This is a genomic window from Streptomyces sp. SID12501 (genome assembly GCF_010550245.1).
GTDB lineage: Bacteria > Actinomycetota > Actinomycetes > Streptomycetales > Streptomycetaceae > Streptomyces.
In genome coordinates this window covers 74,066-94,347 of record NZ_JAAGLU010000029.1, presented here as the reverse complement: position 1 = coordinate 94,347, position 20,282 = coordinate 74,066, and the positions used below count along the sequence as shown (strand labels likewise).

The 20,282-nt window shown below is 71.1% G+C and carries 14 protein-coding genes and 1 pseudogene; 11 read left to right on the top strand and 4 right to left on the bottom strand.

Going from position 1 to position 20,282, the window contains the following annotated elements; all coding sequences use genetic code 11:
• Window positions 1–119 precede the first annotated feature (119 nt).
• Window positions 120–1,904 carry a glyoxylate carboligase gene (gcl, locus tag G3I71_RS30965; protein WP_164319734.1) on the bottom strand — a complete coding sequence of 595 codons (1,785 nt, stop codon included), beginning with the start codon at window positions 1,902–1,904 and terminating at the stop codon, window positions 120–122.
• A gap of 201 nt (window positions 1,905–2,105) precedes the next feature.
• On the opposite strand from gcl, the gene G3I71_RS30960 reads away from it, so the two are divergent.
• Together G3I71_RS30960 and G3I71_RS30955 are read left to right on the top strand one after the other, a co-directional pair.
• Entirely contained in the window at window positions 2,106–2,855 is a 750-nt protein-coding gene (locus tag G3I71_RS30960; protein WP_164319731.1) for a hypothetical protein, read from the top strand.
• A gap of 70 nt (window positions 2,856–2,925) precedes the next feature.
• Window positions 2,926–3,429: a GNAT family N-acetyltransferase gene (locus G3I71_RS30955; RefSeq protein ID WP_164319729.1), complete on the top strand. Its 504-nt coding sequence runs from the start codon at window positions 2,926–2,928 to the stop codon at window positions 3,427–3,429.
• Window positions 3,430–3,847: 418 nt separating this feature from the next.
• On the opposite strand, the gene G3I71_RS30950 is transcribed toward G3I71_RS30955, so the two are convergent.
• On the bottom strand, window positions 3,848–5,434 hold the full coding sequence (locus tag G3I71_RS30950; protein WP_164319727.1) for an AMP-binding protein: 1,587 nt from the start codon (window positions 5,432–5,434) through the stop codon (window positions 3,848–3,850).
• On the bottom strand, window positions 5,431–7,101 hold the full coding sequence (locus G3I71_RS30945; RefSeq protein WP_164319725.1) for an AMP-binding protein: 1,671 nt from the start codon (window positions 7,099–7,101) through the stop codon (window positions 5,431–5,433). Before G3I71_RS30945 ends, G3I71_RS30950 begins: the two co-directional genes overlap by 4 nt.
• A 424-nt stretch (window positions 7,102–7,525) precedes the next feature.
• Between G3I71_RS30945 and G3I71_RS30940 the strand changes: the two are divergent.
• From G3I71_RS30940 to G3I71_RS30930, 3 genes and pseudogenes are all read left to right on the top strand, one after another.
• Window positions 7,526–8,053 (top strand): annotated as a pseudogene (locus G3I71_RS30940) (response regulator transcription factor); the annotation flags it as partial.
• A 184-nt stretch (window positions 8,054–8,237) separates the two neighbouring features.
• Window positions 8,238–11,066, top strand: coding sequence for an AAA family ATPase (locus G3I71_RS30935; RefSeq protein ID WP_164319723.1), 2,829 nt, complete (start codon window positions 8,238–8,240; stop codon window positions 11,064–11,066).
• Between the two features lie 264 nt (window positions 11,067–11,330).
• Window positions 11,331–12,119 carry a serine protease gene (locus tag G3I71_RS30930; RefSeq protein ID WP_164319720.1) on the top strand — a complete coding sequence of 263 codons (789 nt, stop codon included), beginning with the start codon at window positions 11,331–11,333 and terminating at the stop codon, window positions 12,117–12,119.
• Window positions 12,120–12,266: 147 nt separating this feature from the next.
• Here the strand turns inward: G3I71_RS30930 and G3I71_RS30925 are convergent, their stop codons facing one another.
• Complete coding sequence (locus G3I71_RS30925; protein ID WP_164319718.1) at window positions 12,267–13,505, bottom strand: winged helix DNA-binding domain-containing protein; 1,239 nt, start codon at window positions 13,503–13,505, stop codon at window positions 12,267–12,269.
• A gap of 737 nt (window positions 13,506–14,242) precedes the next feature.
• Between G3I71_RS30925 and G3I71_RS30920 the strand changes: the two genes are divergently transcribed.
• From G3I71_RS30920 to G3I71_RS30895, 6 genes are read left to right on the top strand one after another with little or no spacing between them, the layout of a single operon-like run.
• Window positions 14,243–15,193, top strand: coding sequence for a S8 family serine peptidase (locus G3I71_RS30920; protein ID WP_164319716.1), 951 nt, complete (start codon window positions 14,243–14,245; stop codon window positions 15,191–15,193).
• Entirely contained in the window at window positions 15,174–15,806 is a 633-nt protein-coding gene (locus G3I71_RS30915; protein ID WP_164319714.1) for a GAF domain-containing protein, read from the top strand. The genes G3I71_RS30920 and G3I71_RS30915 overlap by 20 nt, the downstream gene beginning before the upstream one ends.
• Window positions 15,807–15,810: 4 nt before the next feature.
• Window positions 15,811–16,911, top strand: coding sequence for an SPASM domain-containing protein (locus tag G3I71_RS30910; RefSeq protein WP_164319711.1), 1,101 nt, complete (start codon window positions 15,811–15,813; stop codon window positions 16,909–16,911).
• Window positions 16,886–17,920: a radical SAM protein gene (locus G3I71_RS30905; RefSeq protein ID WP_164319709.1), complete on the top strand. Its 1,035-nt coding sequence runs from the start codon at window positions 16,886–16,888 to the stop codon at window positions 17,918–17,920. The genes G3I71_RS30910 and G3I71_RS30905 overlap by 26 nt, the downstream gene beginning before the upstream one ends.
• Window positions 17,917–18,621, top strand: coding sequence for an iron-containing redox enzyme family protein (locus tag G3I71_RS30900; protein ID WP_164319707.1), 705 nt, complete (start codon window positions 17,917–17,919; stop codon window positions 18,619–18,621). The genes G3I71_RS30905 and G3I71_RS30900 overlap by 4 nt, the downstream gene beginning before the upstream one ends.
• On the top strand, window positions 18,618–20,183 hold the full coding sequence (locus G3I71_RS30895; protein WP_164319704.1) for an MFS transporter: 1,566 nt from the start codon (window positions 18,618–18,620) through the stop codon (window positions 20,181–20,183). The genes G3I71_RS30900 and G3I71_RS30895 overlap by 4 nt, the downstream gene beginning before the upstream one ends.
• Window positions 20,184–20,282 lie beyond the last annotated feature (99 nt).

Below are 20,282 nucleotides of genomic sequence, written 5' to 3'. Positions count from 1 at the left end.
GTTGGCGCCGCCCGGAAACCTCACATCCAGCTCACGCGGAGGGACAACGGGGAACAACGGCATGGAAGGAGGGGGTGCCCATGGGCACCCCCTCCTTCCATGCCGCCAGGGCCTCGGCGTCAGACCTTCAGCGTCCTGATCGACGTCGGCGCATGGCTCGGTTCAGTCGCGATGTCCTCGAACTCCACCACGTTTCCTATGTCGTTGGTCGTCGACATCGAGATGTTCGTGACGCGCTCCAGGATCGCCTCGACGATCACCGGGACCCGGTGCTGCGCCGCGAGCTTCTTGGCCTCCTCGAAGGCGGTGGCCAGGTCCGCCGGGTCCGTCACGCGGATCGCCTTGCAGCCGAGGCCCTCGGCGACCTTGACGTGGTCGACGCCGTAGGCTCCCAGCTCGGGCGAGTTGAGGTTCTCGAACTCCAGGTTGACCTGGAAGTCGATGTCGAAGGCCCGCTGCGCCTGCCGGATCAGGCCCAGGTAGGAGTTGTTCACCAGGACGTGGACGTACGGGATGCGGTGCTGGGCGCCGACCGCCAGCTCCTCGATCATGAACTGGAAGTCGTAGTCACCGGAGAGGGCCACCACGGACGCCTCCGGGTCGGCGACGGCGACACCCAGCGCGGCCGGAATCGTCCAGCCGAGGGGGCCCGCCTGGCCGCAGTTGATCCAGTGGCGGGGCCGGTGGACGTGCAGCAGCTGGGCGCCGGCGATCTGGGAGAGGCCGATCGTCGTCACGTACCGTGTCTCGGGGCCGAAGGCCTTGTTCATCTCCTCGTACACGCGCTGCGGCTTGATCGGGATGTCGTCGAAGTGCGTACGCCGCTGGAGGCGGGCTCTGCGTTCCTGGGTCGCCGCCGCCCACTCGGAGCGGTCCGGGAGACCGCCCGAGTCCCTCAACTCCCTTGCCACCGTAATGAAGAGCTCCAGCGCGGCCTTCGCGTCCGAGGCGATGCCGTAGTCGGGAGCGAAGATGCGGCCGATCTGGGTGGGCTCGATGTCGACGTGGACGAAGGTACGGCCGGCCGTGTAGACGTCGAGCCGGCCGGTGTGACGGTTGGCCCAGCGGTTGCCGATGCCGAGGACGAAGTCGGATTCCAGGAACGTGGCGTTGCCGTAGCGGTGCGAGGTCTGGAGGCCGACCATGCCGGCGTTCAGGTCGTGGCCGTCCGGCAGCACCCCCCAGCCCATGAGGGTGGGGATGACCGGCACACCCGTCAACTCGGCGAACTCGACCAGGAGTTCGGCCGCGTCGGCGTTGATGATGCCGCCGCCCGCCACGATCAGCGGCCGGTGCGACGCGTTCAGCAGCGTGAGCGCCTTCTCGATCTGGGCGCGGGTCGCGACCGGCTTGTGGACGGGCAGCGGCGCGTAGGTCTCCGGGTCGAACTCGATCTCCGTCTGCTGGACGTCGACCGGCAGGTCGACCAGCACCGGCCCGGGGCGGCCCGACCGCATCAGGTGGAAGGCCTGCTGGAGGACGCCGGGGACCTGGCCGGCCTCCAGCACGGTGGTGGCCATCTTCGTGACCGGCCGGGCGATGGAGGCGATGTCGACGGCCTGGAAGTCCTCCTTGTGGATCACCGCGGTGGGCGCCTGACCGGTGATGCAGAGGATCGGGATCGAGTCGCCGGTCGCGGAGTACAGCCCCGTGATCATGTCGGTGCCGGCCGGGCCCGAAGTCCCCACGCAGACACCGATGTTGCCGGGGTGGGTGCGTGTGTAGCCCTCGGCCATGTGCGAGGCGCCCTCGACATGGCGGGCGAGGGTGTGGCTGATCCCGCCGGCGGCGTTGAGCGCCGCGTAGAAGGGGTTGATCGCCGCGCCGGGCACACCGAACGCGTGCGTGACGCCCTCCCGCTTGAGGATCTCGACTGCCGCGCGGGCAGCGGTCATACGTGCCATGGAGCAACTCCTCGGATTCGTACTCCCGTCGCGCCCCGCGGAGAGAGAAAGCTTCCGTGATTTTTCCGTACTGTGGAATTTTTGTTCCGCTATCTGGAAATAATGTAAGTGGGCTCGCGAAGGCCGTCAAGAGACGGACAAGCGGGGGTTCCGTGCAGCACGATGGGGCTCTGACCCCGACGTCACGTAGTGGAGTTGGCCATGGCCGAGAGCATGCCGGTGCGGTGTCCGGCCTGCCTGCGCGAGCATCTGTACGCGGCGCCGTCCTATCCGTGCGCGTGCGGTGCGCCGGTGAGACCGTCGCTCGATCCGCGGACGACCGCGACGGCTGTCACCCACCGCGTCTGGGACGAACAGTGGGTCACCGTGCGCTGCGCGGCCTGTGGCCGCAGGGACCAGTGGCCGCACCCCGAACTGGGCTGCCCCTGCGGCACGGTCCTGCGTATCCCGGTGACACGGCCGGTCCCGGACACCCAGCCGACCGGGCCACGGACGAAGGACGACCGGTCCCCGCCCGGTGCCGCGAAGCTCCCCGCCGCCCTCCGCGCCCCCCGCCCCCGCCCCCGCCCCCGGCGCGCCTTCCAGCCCGTCACCATCCGCACCGCACGCGACGCGGTCACCGCCGCCGCCCTCTATCTGCGCTGGCTCGGATACCAGGACATCCGCCGCGCCGACCAGCGGCCCCCGTCCGGTGTGGGGCTGGCCGCCCGGGGAGTCCTGGCGCAGGTCGACCCGACGGTGAGCCCGGCGTCGCTGCGGGACGTCGAGTGCCTGTGGCTGACGGCCATGACGGAGTCCTCGGCCTGCGTCTACTTCTCCCTCGCCGGGTACGAGGACGAGGCCCGCGCCGGCGCCGAGAACCTCGGCGTCCCCCTGTTCGTCCTCGACCTCACCGGCACCCCGCAGCCGGTCAACAGCCCGGCCGACGACCTCGACGCCACCGGGGCCTGAGGCCCCGGCAGCTCTGCCTCGGACCGGATAACCGCGTGCCCGGAGCGTGCCCCCGCCGGATACTGTGCAGATGCACATCCGCCCGGCCCGCGCCGCCGAACTCCCCGCCCTGCGCGCCGTCGAACGCGCCGCCGGCTATCCCTTCCGCGAGCTCGGGATGGCGGAGATCGCGGACGACGAGCCACCTGCCCTGGACGTACTGGAGAGTTACCGGCGAGCGGGCCGCGCCTGGGTCGCCACCGACGACGATGCCCACCCCCTGGCCTATCTGATCGCCGAACCGGTGGACGGCGCCCTCCACATCGAACAGGTCTCCGTCCACCCCGACTTCGCGCACCGGCGCATCGGCCGGGCACTCCTCACGTACGCCGCCGACCGTGCCCGCGACGAAGGCCTGACCCACCTCACCCTGACCACGTTCACCGAGGTCCCGTGGAACGCGCCCTATTACGCCCGTCTGGGCTTCCGCACCCTCGACGACGCCGAACTCACCCCGGGGCTGCGGAAGATCCGCGTATTGGAGGCCGAGCACGGCCTCGACCGCTGGCCCCGCGTCTGCATGCGCAGGCCCTGAACCCCGGACGCCAGAACCCCCGCTACCAGCGCCCCCGACGAGCTCTCTCAGCTCCTGCGGAAGAATCCGCACCCCAGAATCCGGCACCGGACTCGAACGCCAGGCCCCGCCCCTTCACGCGCTGACCCTGAACCCCCGACACCGAAACCCCCGCCCTCAGCGCCCTCGGCAAGCCCCCTCAGGCCCTGCCCAAGGACCGGCACCACAGAGGCCGAGAGCAGACTCGAACGCCAGGCCGCCCCGCCTCCGCAACCGCAGAACCTCAACCCCCGACACCGAAACCGCCGCTCCCAGCGCCCCCGACAGGCCCCCTCAGACCCTGCCCAAGGATCCGCACCACAGAAACCGAGACCAGCCTCGACCGTCGGCCCCGCCTGCCTCCGTAAGCCCTCGGCCCCGGCCGTCGAAACCGCCGCCCTCACCGCTCCCCGGCGTATCTCTCCCGCAGCTCCACCTTCCGCACCTTCCCCGACACCGTCATCGGGAAGGCGTCCAGCACCTGCAACCGGCTCGGGATCTTGTAGTGGGCCAACCGCCCCTCGCAGAAGGCCCGCAGCTCGGCGAGGGTGAGCGGTTCGGTGTCCTCGTGCGGGATGACACACGCGAGGACCTCCTCGCCGTACCGCTCGTGCGGCACACCGACCACCTGGACGTCGGCGATCTTCGGATGGCCGTACAGGAACTCCTCGATCTCGCGCGGGTAGATGTTCTCGCCACCCCGGATGATCATGTCCTTGATGCGGCCGACGATCTCGACGTAGCCGTCCTCGCGCATCACGGCGAGGTCGCCGGTGTGCATCCAGCGGCCCGCGTCGACCGACTCGGCGGTCTTCTCGGGCTGCTGCCAGTAGCCGAGCATCACGCTGTAACCGCGGGTGCACAACTCCCCCGCGCTGCCTCGTGGTCGAGTCACTCCGGTCGCCGGGTCGACGACCTTGACCTCGATGTGCGGGAGGACCCGGCCGACCGTGCCGGTGCGGTGTTCCAGGTCGTCGTCCCGGCGGGTCTGGAGCGACACCGGGGAGGTCTCCGTCATGCCGTAGGCGATGGACACCTCGGCCATGTGCATCTCGCCGACCACCCGTTTCATCACCTCGACCGGGCAGGGCGAGCCCGCCATGATGCCGGTGCGCAGGGACGACAGGTCGTACGTCGCGAAGTCGGGGAGGTTCAACTCCGCGATGAACATGGTCGGTACGCCGTACAGCGAGGTGCAGCGCTCCTCGGCCACCGCCCGCAGGGTCGCCGCCGGTTCGAAGGACGGAGCCGGGATCACGACGCACGCGCCGTGCGAGGTAGCCGCGAGGTTGCCCATCACCATGCCGAAGCAGTGGTAGAAGGGCACCGGGACGCACACCCGGTCCTGCTCGGTGTAGGCGATCAACTCACCGACGAAGTAACCGTTGTTGAGGATGTTGTGGTGGGAGAGCGTGGCCCCCTTCGGGAAGCCGGTCGTGCCCGAGGTGTACTGGATGTTGATCGGGTCGTCGCAGGACAGCTCCGGGAACGGCACCGGGGTGCCGCGCGCGGTCAGCGCGTCCCAGCTCGGGTCCCCGATGAACACGGCCTCCCGCAATTGCGGGCACTTGCCCCGCACTTCCCCGACCATCGCCCGGTAGTCGCTCGCCTTGTGCCTGAGGGAGGCGAAGAGCAGCGAGATCCCGGCCTGCTTGAGGACGTACTCGACCTCATGGGTGCGGTAGGCCGGGTTGATGTTCACCATGACCGCGCCGATCCGCGCGGTGGCGTACTGGACCAGCACCCATTCGGGGCAGTTGACCGCCCAGATGCCCACCCGGTCGCCCACGGCGATCCCGCTCGCGATCAGCGCGTACGCCAACTCGTCGACTTCCGCGGTGAATTGGGCGTACGTCCAGCGCCGCCCCGAGGGCACGTCGACCAGCACCTCACGGTCGGGCCATCTCGCGACGGCCCGGTCCAGGCCGGCGCCGATCGTGTCTCCCAGCAGCGGGGTGTCGCTGGTCCCGTGGGCGTATGAGGTCACCGGAAGTCCTCCTCGCGGTACTCGTCCGCCGAGCCCGCCGCCGTCGCCTCGCGCAGTTCGATGCGGCGGATCTTGCCGGACACGGTCTTGGGGAGATCGCCGAACTCCAGTCGGCGCAGGCGCTTGTAGGGGGCGAGGACCTCACGGCTGTGCTCGAACAGCACCTTCGCGGTGCCGGGTCCCGGCTCCCAGCCTGCCGCGAGCACGACGTACGCCTTCGGTACGGCCAGGCGCAGTTCGTCCGGCGCGGGGACCACGGCGGCCTCCGCCACCGCCTCGTGCTCCAGCAGCGCGCTCTCCAGCTCGAACGGGGAGATCTTGTAGTCGGAGGCCTTGAAGACGTCGTCGGACCGGCCGACGTACGTGATGTAGCCGTCCGCGTCGCGCGAACCGATGTCCCCGGTGCGGTAGAAGCCGCCGGCCATCGCCTCCGCCGTGAGGTCGGCGTCGCCGTGGTAGCCGGTCATCACACCGACCGGGCGGGTGGAGAGGTCGAGCGCGATCTCGCCCTCGGTCGCGCCCGGTGCGCCCGAGACCGGGTCGAGGAGGACGACCCGGTAGCCGGGGCTCGGCCGGCCCATGGAGCCCGTCTTCAGCGGCTGGCCGGGGCTGTTGGAGACCTGGACGGCGGTCTCCGTCTGGCCGAAGCCGTCCCGGATCGTGACGCCCCAGAATCGGCGCACCTGTTCGATGACCTCGGGATTGAGCGGCTCCCCGGCGGCCACGACCTCGCGCGGCGGGGTGCGCAGCTGGGTCAGGTCGGCCTGGATGAGCATGCGCCAGACCGTCGGCGGGGCGCAGAAGGAGGTGACGCCCGCGCGCTCCATCTCCGCCATCAGCCGGGCGGGGTCGAAGCGCGTGTAGTTGTGGATGAAGACGGTCGCCTCGGCGATCCAGGGCGCGAAGAGGTTGGACCAGGCGTGCTTGGCCCAACCGGGCGAGGAGATGTTCAGGTGCACGTCGCCGGGCTTGAGGCCGATCCAGTACATGGTCGCCAAGTGTCCGATGGGGTACGAGGCGTGGGTGTGCTCGACGAGTTTGGGGCGGGCGGTCGTGCCCGAGGTGAAGTAGAGCATCAGGGGGTCGTCGGAGTGGGTCGGCCCGTCCGGCGTGAACTCCTCGGGCGCCGCGTACGCGTCCTCGTACGGCTGCCAGCCCTCGGGGGCGCCGCCCACCGCGATCCGGGTGTAGCGGCCGGGCACCTCGTCGAACTTGCCGGTGTCCTCGGCGCGGACCAGGACGTGGGCGACCCGGCCGCGCTCCACGCGGTCGCGCAGGTCGGCGGGGCCGAGCAGCGGAGTGGCAGGGATGACGACGGCGCCGATCTTCATCGCGGCGAGGGCCGTCTCCCACAGCTCGGTCTGGTTGCCGAGCATGACGAGGACGCGGTCCTCGGGGCGGATCCCGAGCCCGCGCAGCCAGTTGGCGACCCGGTTGGAGCGGGCGGACATCCCGGCGAAGGACACCCTGGCCTCGGAGCCGTCCTCCTCGACGATGTGCAGGGCGGTGCGGTCGTTCCCGTCCGCGATGACGTCGAACCAGTCCAGGGCCCAGTTGAAGCGCTCGGGGCGCGGCCAGCTGAAACCCTCGTACGCGGTGGCGTAGTCCTCGCGGTGGGCCAGCAGGAAGTCCCGTGCACTGCGGAAGCTCGCTGTCGCTGTCGTCATCCGTCTGTTCTCCCCTACTTCTGGTCGTTCACCTCCAGGCGTTCTCCAACATTGTGTAATCCATGACGCAGGTCTCACTACCGTTCCTGAAGACTGAGCAGGGGCAAACCCGCTCAGCCGCACGCCCCGAACGGTCTTGGGCGCACTGGTCCCCGACGTACTCGACCCCGGGGCGGCGACACGCATCCTGTGCGTGGTCCGAGCCCGGGAGGCCGACTCCCTCACGACCTGGCCAGGTGGGTACGGCCAGAGGCGACGAGGAGGCCCCGAACCATCACTCCGGTGGAGCGGGGGCCCCGCACGCTGGCGCCGTACCCGGCGTCCCAGATCGCGTGGCCACCGTAGACCAAACGGCCCACGCTCCCGCAAGCCCAAAAGCCGGACCATCACACGATCGAGCTAACGTGGCCTGGTGCACGCTCCGGTCCCGGTCGTCGTACGGCGCCGGGTGCGCGGAGTGCTGTACGGCGCCCTGCGCACCGCCCAGCCCCTGGGTGACCGCCTGATCGGCGCGGCGGTCGAGGCGGCCCGGGACGTGGAGCAGGCGCTCGTCGTACGTGACCAGGCGCGGGAGCTGCTGGCGGCGGCGCGTCCGGAGCCTCCCGGCGCCGGGGTGCCTGGCGACGGGGCGTGGGAGCAGGTGCGGGAGGCGCACGCGGCGTTGCGTGCGCTGGCCCCGCGGATCACGGATCCGGAGCTGCGGGGCGCGCTGCTCGGTGCGTGCGGTCTGCTGGCCGCCGGGCGGCCCGAGGGCGAGGCCGCACTCGCACCGCGTGAGCTGGACGTCCTGGCGTGTGTCGCCTCGGGGGCGTCCAACGCGGTCACCGCGGAACGGCTGGGGCTGCGCCCGGAGACGGTGAAGGGATATCTGCGTTCGGCGATGCGCAGACCGGGCGCCCACTCGCGCGGGGAGGCGGTCGTAGCGGCGCGGCGGGCGGGGCTGCTGCCCTGAGAATCCGTCGGCCCCGACCGATTCCGTCGTCACGCTCCGCACACGTATACGGCGTATTCACTCACATGTGACTTGAATTTTCCGATGCCTCAACCGTCCTGTTATTTGGCTCACCCGGGCGCCGGTCCGAAATTCAAAGATCTGTTGCCTAATATTGGGCCACACACGACACAGGAGGGGAGCGGTGACCGTGCGACGGGACTTCCAGGAGTCTGGCCGATGCCGCTCCGACCTGCTCATAGGCCGGGACGAGGCGCTCATCGCGGCGCGCGAGCAGCTTTCGCGCGGCGGCAGCGTACTACTGCACGGAACGGCAGGAATAGGAAAGTCCACCGTCCTGCGGACATTGGCCGCGGAATACGGCGAATCGGCACGGACCGTGTTGCGTTGCTCCGCCACCGAGTCCGAATCCCATCTCCCCTTCCTCGCTCTCGCCGATCTTCTCGGCCTGGCGCTGGACGAGGTGTCCGCACAGTTGCCCGTCGCCCAGCGTGTCGCCCTGGAGGCGGCGCTCACCGGCCGCGGCGAGTCCACGCTCCAGCGTGACGGACTCGCGCTGCGGCTGGCCGTGCTGTCCGCGCTGCGCGCACTGGCCGCCAAGGGCCCCGTCCTCGTCGTCGCCGACGACCTCCAGTGGCTGGACACCGCGAGCACCGAACTCCTCGGTTTCGCCGCCCGACGCCTGGGCGACGACCCCATCCGGATGCTGTTCGCGGGGCGGACGGACGGACAGGAGTACGACCGCTATCTACGCGCGTCCACACCCGACACCCTGGCGGTCCGGGTCAACCCGCTGACCCGCCCCCAGGTGGAGGCGCTCCTCGAGCACCGGGGCTACGACCTCCCGCGTTCGACCGTGCGGGAGATCCACCGCATCAGCGCCGGCAACCCGCTGTACGCCCTCGAACTGGGCCGGGCCCTGGCCGAGAACCCCGCTCCCCCGCGCCCGGGCGAGCCGCTGCCGGTGCCGACCTCGCTGCGCGCGCTGGTCCTCAGCCGCCTGGAGATGCTGTCGGACGACGCCCGCCGCACCCTCCTCGTGGTGAGCGCCGGCGCCCGTCCCACCCTGGCCCTGCTGCACGAGGCCGGCCGGGAGAACGCGGAGGCGGAGACCGCCCAGGCCGCCGCCCTCGGGCTGCTGGCGACCGAGCCCGAGGGTCCGGCCGTACGGTTCGCGCATCCCCTCGTCTCGGCCGCGCTGTACGCGGAGGCGAGCGCCCAGGAACGCCGGGCCGCGCACGCCGCGCTGTCGACGGCCGCGTCCGACCCCATCGAGCGGGCCCGGCATCTCGCCCTGGCGACGGAGGGCACGGATCCTGAGGTGGCCGTGCGGCTCGCCGAGGCCGCCGCGCTGGCCCGGGACCGCGGAGCGCCTTCGGTGGCCTCCTCGCTCGGGCTGCTCGCCGCCCGGTACGCCCCCGCCGACAGTGTGCCGAACCGCGACGAGCACCGGCTGCGGGCCGCCGAGGACGCGATCACCGCCGGTGAGCTGGACCTCGCGCGGGACGTCGCCCGCCAGGTGCTCGCCCGGAGCACGGTGGCCGCGGAACGGGTGCGGGCCTGGATCATCGTGATCGACACGGCGGGCCATGCCATGACGGAGGTCGACGCCGTCTTCCCGCAGGCGCTGGCCGACGCGGGCGACGACCCACAACTGCTCGCCCTGATCCACTACCAACTGGCCTGGCGGGCACTGCTCGTGGAGGGCGACTTCGCCGAGTGCCGTGAGGAGGCGGCGCGGGCGGCCGAACTCGCCGAGCGGGGCGGCGACCGGCACACGGAGCTGATGGCGCTCTCCTTCCAGGCCCAGACCGAGACTCTGATGGGCCACCCGGACGCACCCGCGACGATCAAGCGCGCCCTGAAGGAGCCCCAGGACCCGAAGGTGACCGTCCATCACAACGGCATCGGCTCGGCCCGGTTCCGCTGGCTGATCATGAGCGACCAGCTGCCCGAGGCGCGGGCCACCATCACCACCCTGCTGCGCGAGGTGCGCCGACGCGGATCGGTCGAGAGCGAGGTGCACTTCCTGCGCTGCCTCGCCGAGACCGAACTGCGCTGCGGGCACTGCGGCCGGGCGCTCGACCTGGCCCGGGAGAGCCTGCGGCTGGCCCGGGACACCGGCATCGGCGAGGTCGCCTCCGGGATGCTCGCCGCGCTGGCGGAGGCGTCCGGCGGTGACGTGGACCGGGCGCTCGCGCTGGCCCGGGAGTCGGTCGAGCACGCCGAGGAGAACGGCGACCTGATGTACCTGTCCCGGGCCCAAGCGGCCCTGGGATACGCCCGCTTGGTGGCCGGGGACGCGCCGGGCGCGGTGCAGTCGCTGCGCCGGGCAAGGGAGTTGGAGCACGATCTCGGCGTCGACGACCCGGCGCGCGGACGCTGGCAAGGCGACCTCGCGGAGGCGCTGGTCCGCGTCGGCGAGCTGGACGAGGCGCAGGAGGTCATCGACGTGTCGCGCGCCCACGCGCTGCGGCTGGGGCGCGAGAGTGTGCTCGCGGTGCTCGACCGGTCGGAGGCACTGGTGCGCGCCGCGCGCGGTGAACGCGATGCGGCTCTGGCCCAGTTGACGTCCGCGCAGGACCGACTCGCCAAGCTGGGCTACGGACTTGAGGAGGCGCGGGCCGCCCTCGCGCTGGCCGAGCTGCGTACCGGACCACCGGGGCCGGGACCCACGCCCGCCCCTACGTCGTACGACGAGGCGGCACGCCTGTTCAGACGTTCCCGCGCGCTGCCCTGGCTGCGCAGGGTTGACGCGGCCACCGTGCCGAATCCCGCGCCGCAGCCGCTCGTTCAGCAGCCGCAGGCGGTCGCCGCGCTCGACGGGCTCGCCGCGATGGAACGTCAGGTCGCGGCGCTCGTCATGGAGGGCGCGACCAACCGCGAGATCGCCGGACGCCTGTTCATCAGCGTCAAGACGGTCGAGGCGACGCTCACCCGGGTGTACCGGAAACTGGGTATCCGGTCTCGGGTGGACATCGTGAGGCTGGCGGCGGGACGCCACCCCAAGTAACGCCCGTACGCCCGCCGTACGGTCGTGCGCCTGCGCGGATTCCATCCTTGCGCTCTCACCGTACCGTGCCGTCGACCCCGTACGACCGAGGGTTTTCCCTGCCCCGACTCCCCTAGGGGGTTCCCTCATTGGGCGGAGCCTTATCCGGCTCCTACCTTGTGGATGTGCCGCTAGCCGGGCACACGGAGCAGCACCACCGCCCCGTGCAGAAACCCCCCACACCCGCGCGTCCCCCCACCGGCAATCCCCACAAGAGGAGAACCCATGTTCGGGCTCGCCCGTGCCAAGAAGGCCGCCGCTGTCCTGGTGGCCACCGCTGCCGCCGCATCGACCGCGCTCATCGCCGCCCCCGCGGTCGCCGCGCCCCAGCCCATCGTGGGAGGTTCCACGACCACCGCGGCAACGTACCCGTACGTCATGCAGATCACGGACGCCTCGCAGAACCAGTTCTGCGGTGGCACCCTCGTCTCGGCCACCAAGGTCGTGACCGCGGCCCACTGTATGGTCGGCGAGACGACGAGCAGCGTCAGAGTCGTCGGCGGCCGTACCTACCGCAACGGCACCAACGGCACCGTCAGCAAGGTCACCAAGATCTGGATCCACCCGAGCTACACCGACGCCACCAACGGCGACGACGTGGCCGTGCTGACCCTCGCGACCTCGATGCCGTACACCACGGCGTCGTACGTCACCTCGTCCCAGACCAGTGTGTACGCGGCCGGCACCACCGCCCGCATCATCGGCTGGGGCACCACCTCTTCGAGCGGCAGCTCCTCCAACCAGCTGCGCACGGCGACGGTCCCGACCGTCTCCAACGCCACCTGCACCACCGCCTACGGCTCCAGCTACATCGCGAGCGACATGGTCTGCGCCGGATACACATCCGGTGGCGTTGACACCTGCCAGGGCGACAGCGGCGGCCCGCTGATGATAGGCGGCGTCCTGGCAGGTATTACTTCCTGGGGTGAGGGCTGTGCCGAGGCCGGCTACCCCGGGGTCTACACCCGGCTGACCACCTTCTCGAGCCTGGTGGCGACGCAGGTCGCGTCGTAACACCTGGCAGGTAGTCACCACGGGCCCCTGCGGCGGCAAGGGCCCTGCCACCACAGTCTCCTGAGTATCCCTCAGGTGAATGCCAGGGGGCGTTGCGGACCGGCCACGAGCGGTCCGCAGCGCCCCCTATCCACGTTCCCGCTCCCGTTACCGTTCGCGTACGACGGTACCGAACCGGATGTCGTACGGCGCTCCCCCGTGCAGCGTCACGAGCATCCGCTCGGCCTCTTCGACCACCGCCGCCCGCTGGTCCTTCGTGAGCCTGCCGAACGGTTCGACAGTGAGCGTGCGCTCCTCGACGTGCCACAGTCCGGCGAGGAAACCGTCGACGAGCAGGACGCGGTGCGCCTGATTACCCGTCCAGGTACGGCCCTTGAGGTCGGTGGGGACGACGCGGGTGCGGTCGGCGTGCGAGAGGAGCAGGTTGTCGAACTCGGGCAGGAAGCGCGGCGGTGCCGGGGTGTCCGGGTCGGGGCGGGGAGCGTCGGGGAGGTCGAAGAGCTCGGTGCCGTGCTCGTCCCGGAAGGTGAGCAGTTGCGGGCGGAGGCGTTCGAAGGCGTCGCGCAGCCGGGTCAGACCGGCCCAGGTCTGCATGTCCTTCACGGAGGCGGGGCCGAACGCGGCGAGGTAGCGGAGCACGGTCGTGTCCAGGGCCGAGGTCTCGTGCACGGGCGCCTCCTGGGCCGGTCGGCCGAGCCAGTGTCCGGCGGTGGTGAGCGCGACCTGGCCACTGCGGCCCCACAGGCCGCGCGGGGTGACCTGGACCAGCGGGAGCCGGCAGCGGGCCGCGACGGACAGGGACTGCGGATCGGCGTCCGGCCACTCGACGAGGAGCGCCTCGCGCAGCTGCTTCATCGTGCGCGGCTCGGCCTCGACGAGATCACGCGCGAGGTCGGTGAGCCGGTCGAGGTCGACTCCTACAAGTCCCTTGCGGAAGTAGGTGAGTTCGCGGTCCCGGGCGGGCTGGACCAGCGGGCGCAGGGTGAGGCAGTCGTCGGCGGTGTGGGTGTGGATCGTCGAGCGCATGGTGACGATGCGAACGGCCTCGCGGTCGGCCATGAGCCGGGACAGCTCCTCGGGGTCGAACCCGTCGAGGCGGGCGGCGAGGGCGTAGTACGGGGGCTTCACGTTCTGCGCCTGGAGACCGAGTAGGTGAGCGAGGGCGTCCTTGGCGGACATCGGCGACCGGGTGAGGAGCAGCTGCCGGGCGAGAGTGGCGCGGTTGAGGGCGCGGGGGCCGAGGACGGGGGCCGCCGCGGTGCGCGCGCGGGCAGTGGTCGAGGCCGGCCCGGGGCTCGCCGCCGGGGCGGTTGCCGGGGTTGTCGTCGCCGAAGTCACCTTCTCCGAGGTCGTCGTCGCCGTGTTCCGCTTCGCCGTGTTCTGCATGTGCCGCACGCTAGCTCCACTTGCGGACAGTTTCGGTCCGCAATTCCTGCCGGACCCCGACCGGGAGCTCGCCCGGACGCGGGGTGGGTGCCATTCGACCCGCCTGTCCTGCTCCGTGATCCACCAAGCCGCACCTGAACGCATGTTCGGCAACCGTCGGGACGCGAGTCCGCCGCGATGTCCGAGCGAGGTGCCCGCCAAGCCTCGAAGAACGGACGGAAGCCGGCCTGGCGCCGCGCCCTGACGCCACCCTCCGCGCCACCCGCACAACCCGCCACCCCGCGGACCGATCCACCGCCGCCCACTCCCTCCGAACCGGCCGCCGGTATCGCGCGCGGCCCTCCACCGCGACGGTGATCGACGGGACCGGGACCGAGGTGTTCCGGGGTGGCCCGGAAGTCTCCCGCCCTGTCCATGAACTCTCCCGCGAGATGGTCGAGTTCCCTCCCACGGCGGGCCGCCCCCTCTCCCCGCACAATCCGGCCGACAGCGCAGAGAACTGTCAGTTTCCGTGTCGCGAGGGGCAGTTCCGACCGGAAAGCACCGCAGACAACTGGGATGTCCGGGGGCCGGGGACCTCGTACAGAATCGGTCCGCGGGCGCCGCTCAGCTGTTCGACAGCGGGACGGTCCGGCAGTCCGACGGTTCGGCATCGCGCCATCCGAGAGGCCACCAGTGACCGGAAGGCCCCATTGACCACTACAGCGTTTCGTCGAGCAACGATCCGGTTCGCCCACATGAACGCCGGGGAACTCGTCGACCGGTCGTTCGTCGCGGCCTCCACGGCGGTGGACCGGGAATGGGCCTGGGGTGGGTCGCGCGGTGCGGGGGTCCGGGTCTGCGTCATCGACAGCGGAGTCACGCCGGATCATCCCGAGATCGGTCCCCTGGAGGGGTCGTACGCGGTGGAACGCGTCGAGCAGGACGCCGCGGGCGACGGCCGGCCGAGCTACCGGATCGTCCCGGACGACGAGGGCGACGCCGCCGGTCACGGCACCGCGTGCGCGGCGATCATCCGGCGGATCGCGCCGGACGTGAGCCTGACCAGCGTACGGATCCTGGGGCCGCGCCTGGCGGGCGACGGCAACGCGCTGCTGGCGGCACTGCGCTGGGCGGTGGCGGAGCGCTTCCATGTCGTCAACCTCAGTCTGTCCTCACGCAAGGGCGACTTCAAGGCCTCGCTGCACGACATCGCGGACGAGGCGTACTTCAACCGGGTGGCGATCGTGGCCTCGGCGCACAACAGCCCGGTCCGCAGCTATCCCTGGGTCTTTCCCTCGGTGATTTCCGTCGGCTCGCACGAGATCGCCGACGCGGAGCGCATCGAGGTCAGTCCGCAGCCCCCGGTCGAATTCTTCGCGGCCGGTGTCGGAATCGAGGTCCCCTGGGTGGGCGGCGGCCGTTCGATCCTCTCCGGGAACAGTTTCGCGACCCCGCATGTCACCGGATTCGTGGCCCGCATCCTCGGAAAGCATCCGCATCTTCCGGTGAGCGAGGTCAAGCACGTTCTCGCCGCCCTCTCGGACAACCTCACCGACACGTCCGGCCCACCCCGAGCCCCCACCCCTGTCATCCCTGTCATCCCTGTCACCGCTTCCGGCGTACCCGCTCCATCCTCCGTCTCCACCCCATCCGCCCCATCCGCCCCATCCGCCGAAGGAGCCGGTCATGACGAACCCGGCGTATGACGCCCCCCTCAGCGGCCGTCCGTTGTCGCGGCGCGACGAGGTGTTGCGCTCGACCGTACGGCTGGCCCGACTGATCTTCAGCGCTCCCGCCTCGTCGGTCTTCCTGCACGACGCGGCGGGCGAGGCACTCGTCCTGGAGGCGATCTCCGAAGCCCGGGAGGACAGCCTGGTGGGCTGGACCATCCCCGACTACAGCGGCATAGCCGGGTGGGTCTTCCAGAGCGGGGAGGCGGTGATCGCCGACGACCTCGACAACCACTCGCAGTTCAACCGGGACTTCGCGGCCTCCACCGGCCGGATACCGAAGGCCATCATCGCCGCGCCGCTGGACACCGGCGGGTCCGTCTTCGGCGTACTGGAGGTGCTCGACCCGGTGCTCGGCCCGCGCGGCACGACCGCCGGCCTGGAGCTGGTCTCGGAGCTGGCGCGGCAGTGCGCGGCGGCCCTGGCGCTGGCGGGCCCGCTGCCCGGCCCCGCCGGACGGCATGCGGCAGCCGCCGAACGGCTGACCACCCTGGTCGCGGACCTGGCCAGCACCGACGACCCGAACGCCGCGCGGACGCTCGCCTCGCTCGAGGAGATCGCCAGCGCCCTGTCATCGAGAAGGGGGTGATCCCGTGCACCTGCTGGAAATCGGCGCCATCCGCAACAAGCCCGCCGCCGGCCTCTATCTGGCCCTGACCCGCCGCTGCCCGTTGTCGTGCGCCCACTGCTCCACCGACTCCTCCAGCACCAGCGAACAGCATCCCGAGACACCGTTCCGCCGGCTCGTGGAGTCCTTCGACCGCGAGACCCGCCCGGACCTTCTGCTGATGTCCGGCGGTGAGGCGCTGCTGCGGGCCGCGCTCGTCGCCGACCTGGCGCGCACCGCCCGGTCCGTGGGTTCCCGTTCGTACGTGCTGTCGGGCATGTGGTTCGCCCGGGAGAACCGGCGGCTACCGGCCCCGGTGTCCGCGGCGATCCGCGAGGTGGACCACTTCGCGGCCAGCCTCGACGAGTTCCACGAACGCGAGGTGGGCCGGGCCGACGTCTTCCGGGCGATGCACCGCATACGCCAACTGGTGCCGCAGGTCAGCTTCCAGCTCACCGGGCGCGGGGACGACGATCCCTACCTCCAGGGCCTGATCGACGATGTGCGCCGTGAGTTCGACGACCAAGTGCCCATCCTGGTGGGCACCTTGAGTCCGATCGGCCGTGGCCGCCAGCTCGGCGGGCTGACTGCCACGCCCACCTCCGGCGTCCCGGTCGCGCCCGTCGACCCGTGCGACCGGATCACCTGGCCGCTGGTCACCTACGACGGCACCGTGTACGCCTGCTGCAACCAGGACCTGGTGGAGCGGCGCATGCCGGAGCACCTGATCCTCGGTCACGCGTCCCGCCAGTCGTGGGCCGAGCTGCGCGAGGAGTTCCTGCGCCGGGAGCTGTTCCGGGCGCTGCGCGTGCTCGGACCGAGCTTTGTGGCGAGCCGGTTCTCGGACGGACCGTGCGACAAGGGCATGTGCGGCAACTGCGTCGCGCTGTCCGGCGACGCCGAGGCCGAGCGCGGGGTGACGGAGTATCTGCGCACCGACTCCGGGCGGCAGGTGGAGGCCGCCGCCCGCCGCATGGTCGAGCAGGTGGACGGGACCGCCTTCTCGGACCGCCGCTCCGGCCGCTACGGGGGCCTGGTGTCCCTGGGTTGGGAGGCGGGCCGTGAACAGCCGTCCTACGCACGCTGACACCGAGGCGGTGCGCGACCGCCCCACGCTTGCCGACACCGAGGCGATGCGCCGCCGTCGCGGTGAGTCGGTCCTGCTGTACATCACCGACCAGTGCCCGGTCGGCTGCGCCCACTGCTCGGTGGACGCCCGCGCGGACGGCGGCAGGGTCGCCGACTGGGAGGCGTTCCACGACGTCGTCGCCGGCATCGTCGCGCTGCCCGGTCTGCGGTCGGTGGCGGTCTCCGGCGGCGAGCCCTTCGCCGAGCAGCGGGCGCTGCCCTACGCGATCGGGGCGTTCGCCGACGCCGGTCTTGACACCATCGTCTTCACCAGCGGGTACTGGGCGCGCGAGAACGGCTCCGCGCCCGGCTGGGTGCGGCGGCTGCTGCCGCGGATCTCCACGCTCTTCCTGAGTACGGACGGCTTCCACCAGGGCGGTGTGTCGAACCACCGGTTCGTCGGCGCGCTGCGCGCGGCCCACCGGGCGGGCTGCCGCATCGTCGTCCAGGAACTGGACACGGGCGACGGCGCGCAGGTGGCCGAGGGGCTGCTGCTGGAGGCGCTCGGCCCGCGGTGGGCCGACGAGGCGGAGACCAAGCTGATCACCCCCCTGCGGTACGGGCGGGGCTCGGGGGTCTTCGCCCTCCAGAGCCGGCACGACGTGGGGTCACTCGCGGCGTGCACCCTGCTCGGCTCGCCCACGGTCCGCTACGACGGGGTGGTGATCCCCTGCTGCAACGAGGGGCTGATCACCGGTCACGGGCCGGCCGCGCTGCGTGCCCCGACCCGGCGGCCCGAGGGCGTGGCGCGGGCGCTGACCGGGTTCCGGGACGACCCGCTGCTGAAGGTGGTGGGGCAGCTCGGCCCGGGGGTGGTGGCCGACCTACCCGGTTTCGAGGCCCTGCGCGAGGAACGTTTCGAGAACGTCTGCGGCGGCTGCTGGAAGGCGTACGACATCGCGGGCCGCCCGGGGCGGGCCGCGGACTCCGTGACGGCACTGGGTGCGGCTCTGAGGGAAGGCGGATGACGGTGGAGGAGCAGACGAGGTCGCGGGCGCTGCGCCACAAGATCGGGCTGCTGATGCCGGCGGTGGACGCCGCGTCCCGGCAGATGTGGACCCATCCGCGCAGCGACCAGGTGTATCTGGAGTGGCTCAAGGCGCTGCACGGGACGATCCGGGCCACGGTGCCGCTGATGCTGGCGGCCGTCGAGCAGTGCACGGTCCGTCAGGGCGACCCGGTGGCCGATCTGGTGGGCCGCTACCTGGCCAAGCACGTCCGTGAGGAGTACGGGCACGACCAGTGGGTGGCCGACGACTACGTGGTGGCCGGGGGTGATCCCGAGGCGCTGCGCACGACGCTGCCGGGGGCGGCCATCGCCTCGCTGGTCGGCTCGCAGTACTACTGGCTGCGCCATGTGCATCCGGTGGCGCTCGTGGGGCACATCGCGGTGCTGGAGGGCAACCCGCCCGGTCCCGGGCTGGCCGGTGACCTGGCGGCCAGGACCGGCCTGCCGGACGAGTCGTTCCGGACCATCGCCCGGCACGCCCAGCTGGACGTGCAGCACCGCGACGACGTGCACCGGCTGATCGACCGGCTGCCGCTCGACCCGGCGCAGGAGGAACTGCTCGGGGTGAGCGCGCTGCACTCCCTGAGGGGGCTGATCGAGGTGATGGAGGACGTGCTCGGCCGGGTCGGCCGCCGCTCCCCGGTGGCTCTGGCCGGATGAGCGGCGCGCGGGTTCCGGGTCCGCTGGCGGGCCGCGACTTCCGGCTGCTGTACACCAGCACGGTGGTCTCCGGTCTGGGCGACTGGCTGGACCAGGTGGCGCTGCTGGTGCTGGTCACCACGGTCTGGCACGGCGGCGCGGGCGACCTGGCGCTGGTGGTGGCCGCGAGCATGCTGCCGCTGCTGGCGACCCCCTTCCTGGCGGTGCTGGTGGACCGCCGGCAGTCGCGCCGGGTGCTGATCCTCACCGACCTCGTGCAGGCGGGGCTCACCCTGGGCCTGGTGGTCGCCCCCGGGGTGTACTGGGCGGCCGGGCTGGTGCTGGTCCGTTCGGCGCTGGGCTCGGTCGGCGGACTCGCGGGCCAGATCCAGTTACGGGTCTCGGTGCCGCCCGACGGTGTCCAGGCCGCCACCGTGCTGCTCCAGACCGCTATGCAGTCGGTGAAGATCCTCGGGCCCGCGCTCGGTGGTCTGCTGGTCGCCCTCATGTCGCCCCGGGCCGTGTTCGCGGCCAACGCGTGCACGTTTCTCGTCGGGGTGATCACCGCCCGCGCTCTGCGCACCACTTCTTCGCCTTCGAAGAATACGGACCTGCACTATCTCAAAGAGCTGGGAGAAGGATTCCAGCACGTTTTCGGATCACGCCTTCTGCGTTCCCTGTTGTTCGTCATGTGCAGCCTGATGTTCGTCGTCTTCCTTTATGATTCGATGGCCGCCCTGATCGTGCCGGCACTCGGAATGGGCACGTCCTACATCGGCTACATGGTGTCCGCCGTCGGATTGGGCGGGGTCGCCGGTTCCCTGCTCATGGGGCGTTTCGCGGCGCGACTGCGGCCTTTCCTCACCATGGCGGGGTCGGTCCTGGTGATCGGCTGCATCATCGTCGTCATCGGATTCGCCATTGTCCGGGAAATACGTATTGACTCCGCCGTATGGCTGTGTGTTATTTTCCTTCTGGGAATAGCGAGTGCCGGAATCCTTGTCACTTTCCCCAGCGTCGTGCATTCCGAGACGCCGGTCGAACTGACCGGCCGCGTATGGGCACTGATGAATTCCGTGCCCGCCGTGCTGAACGTACTGGCCCCCGCGCTGGCGGCGGCCGTGGTCGCGTGGACCGGGCTCGGGAACCTGCTGCTGATGGCGGGTGCCGCCCTGCTGCTCACCGCTGTCGTGGTCGCCGTCCGGCTCGGCGACGTACCGCACACGGCACCGCCGTCCGGCGCGGACGAAGGTACGGACGACGACGGTGCCGGCCGGGCCGAGGAGCCGACGTCCGGCCTCGCCCCCCTGAACTCCGGTGCGCCGCACCGGGAAACCAGAGCCTCGCGTGTGAGACGCGCGGGCTCGTCAACCGAGGAGATCACCATGGCAGACAAGATCGACAAGCTGGCCGAGGCCGGTTTCTCCGTGACCGACGCCAACGACGCCCAGCAGGCGGTGCTCAAGTCCCTCACCGAGGACGAGGTCAATGTCCTGCTGAGCGTCAAGTCCCGGGTCGAGGCCGCGGGTTCGGACGTCGAGGGCCACTCGGTCTCCGACCCCAGCGGCGGCTACCTCTGGTAGTGCCGGCCCTCGTCCGGAGATCGGTCCCGAACCGGGTCACCCAACCGGACCGGTGACGTCCGGGCCGTAGCACAGACCGGGTGGTTCACGACGGAGCAA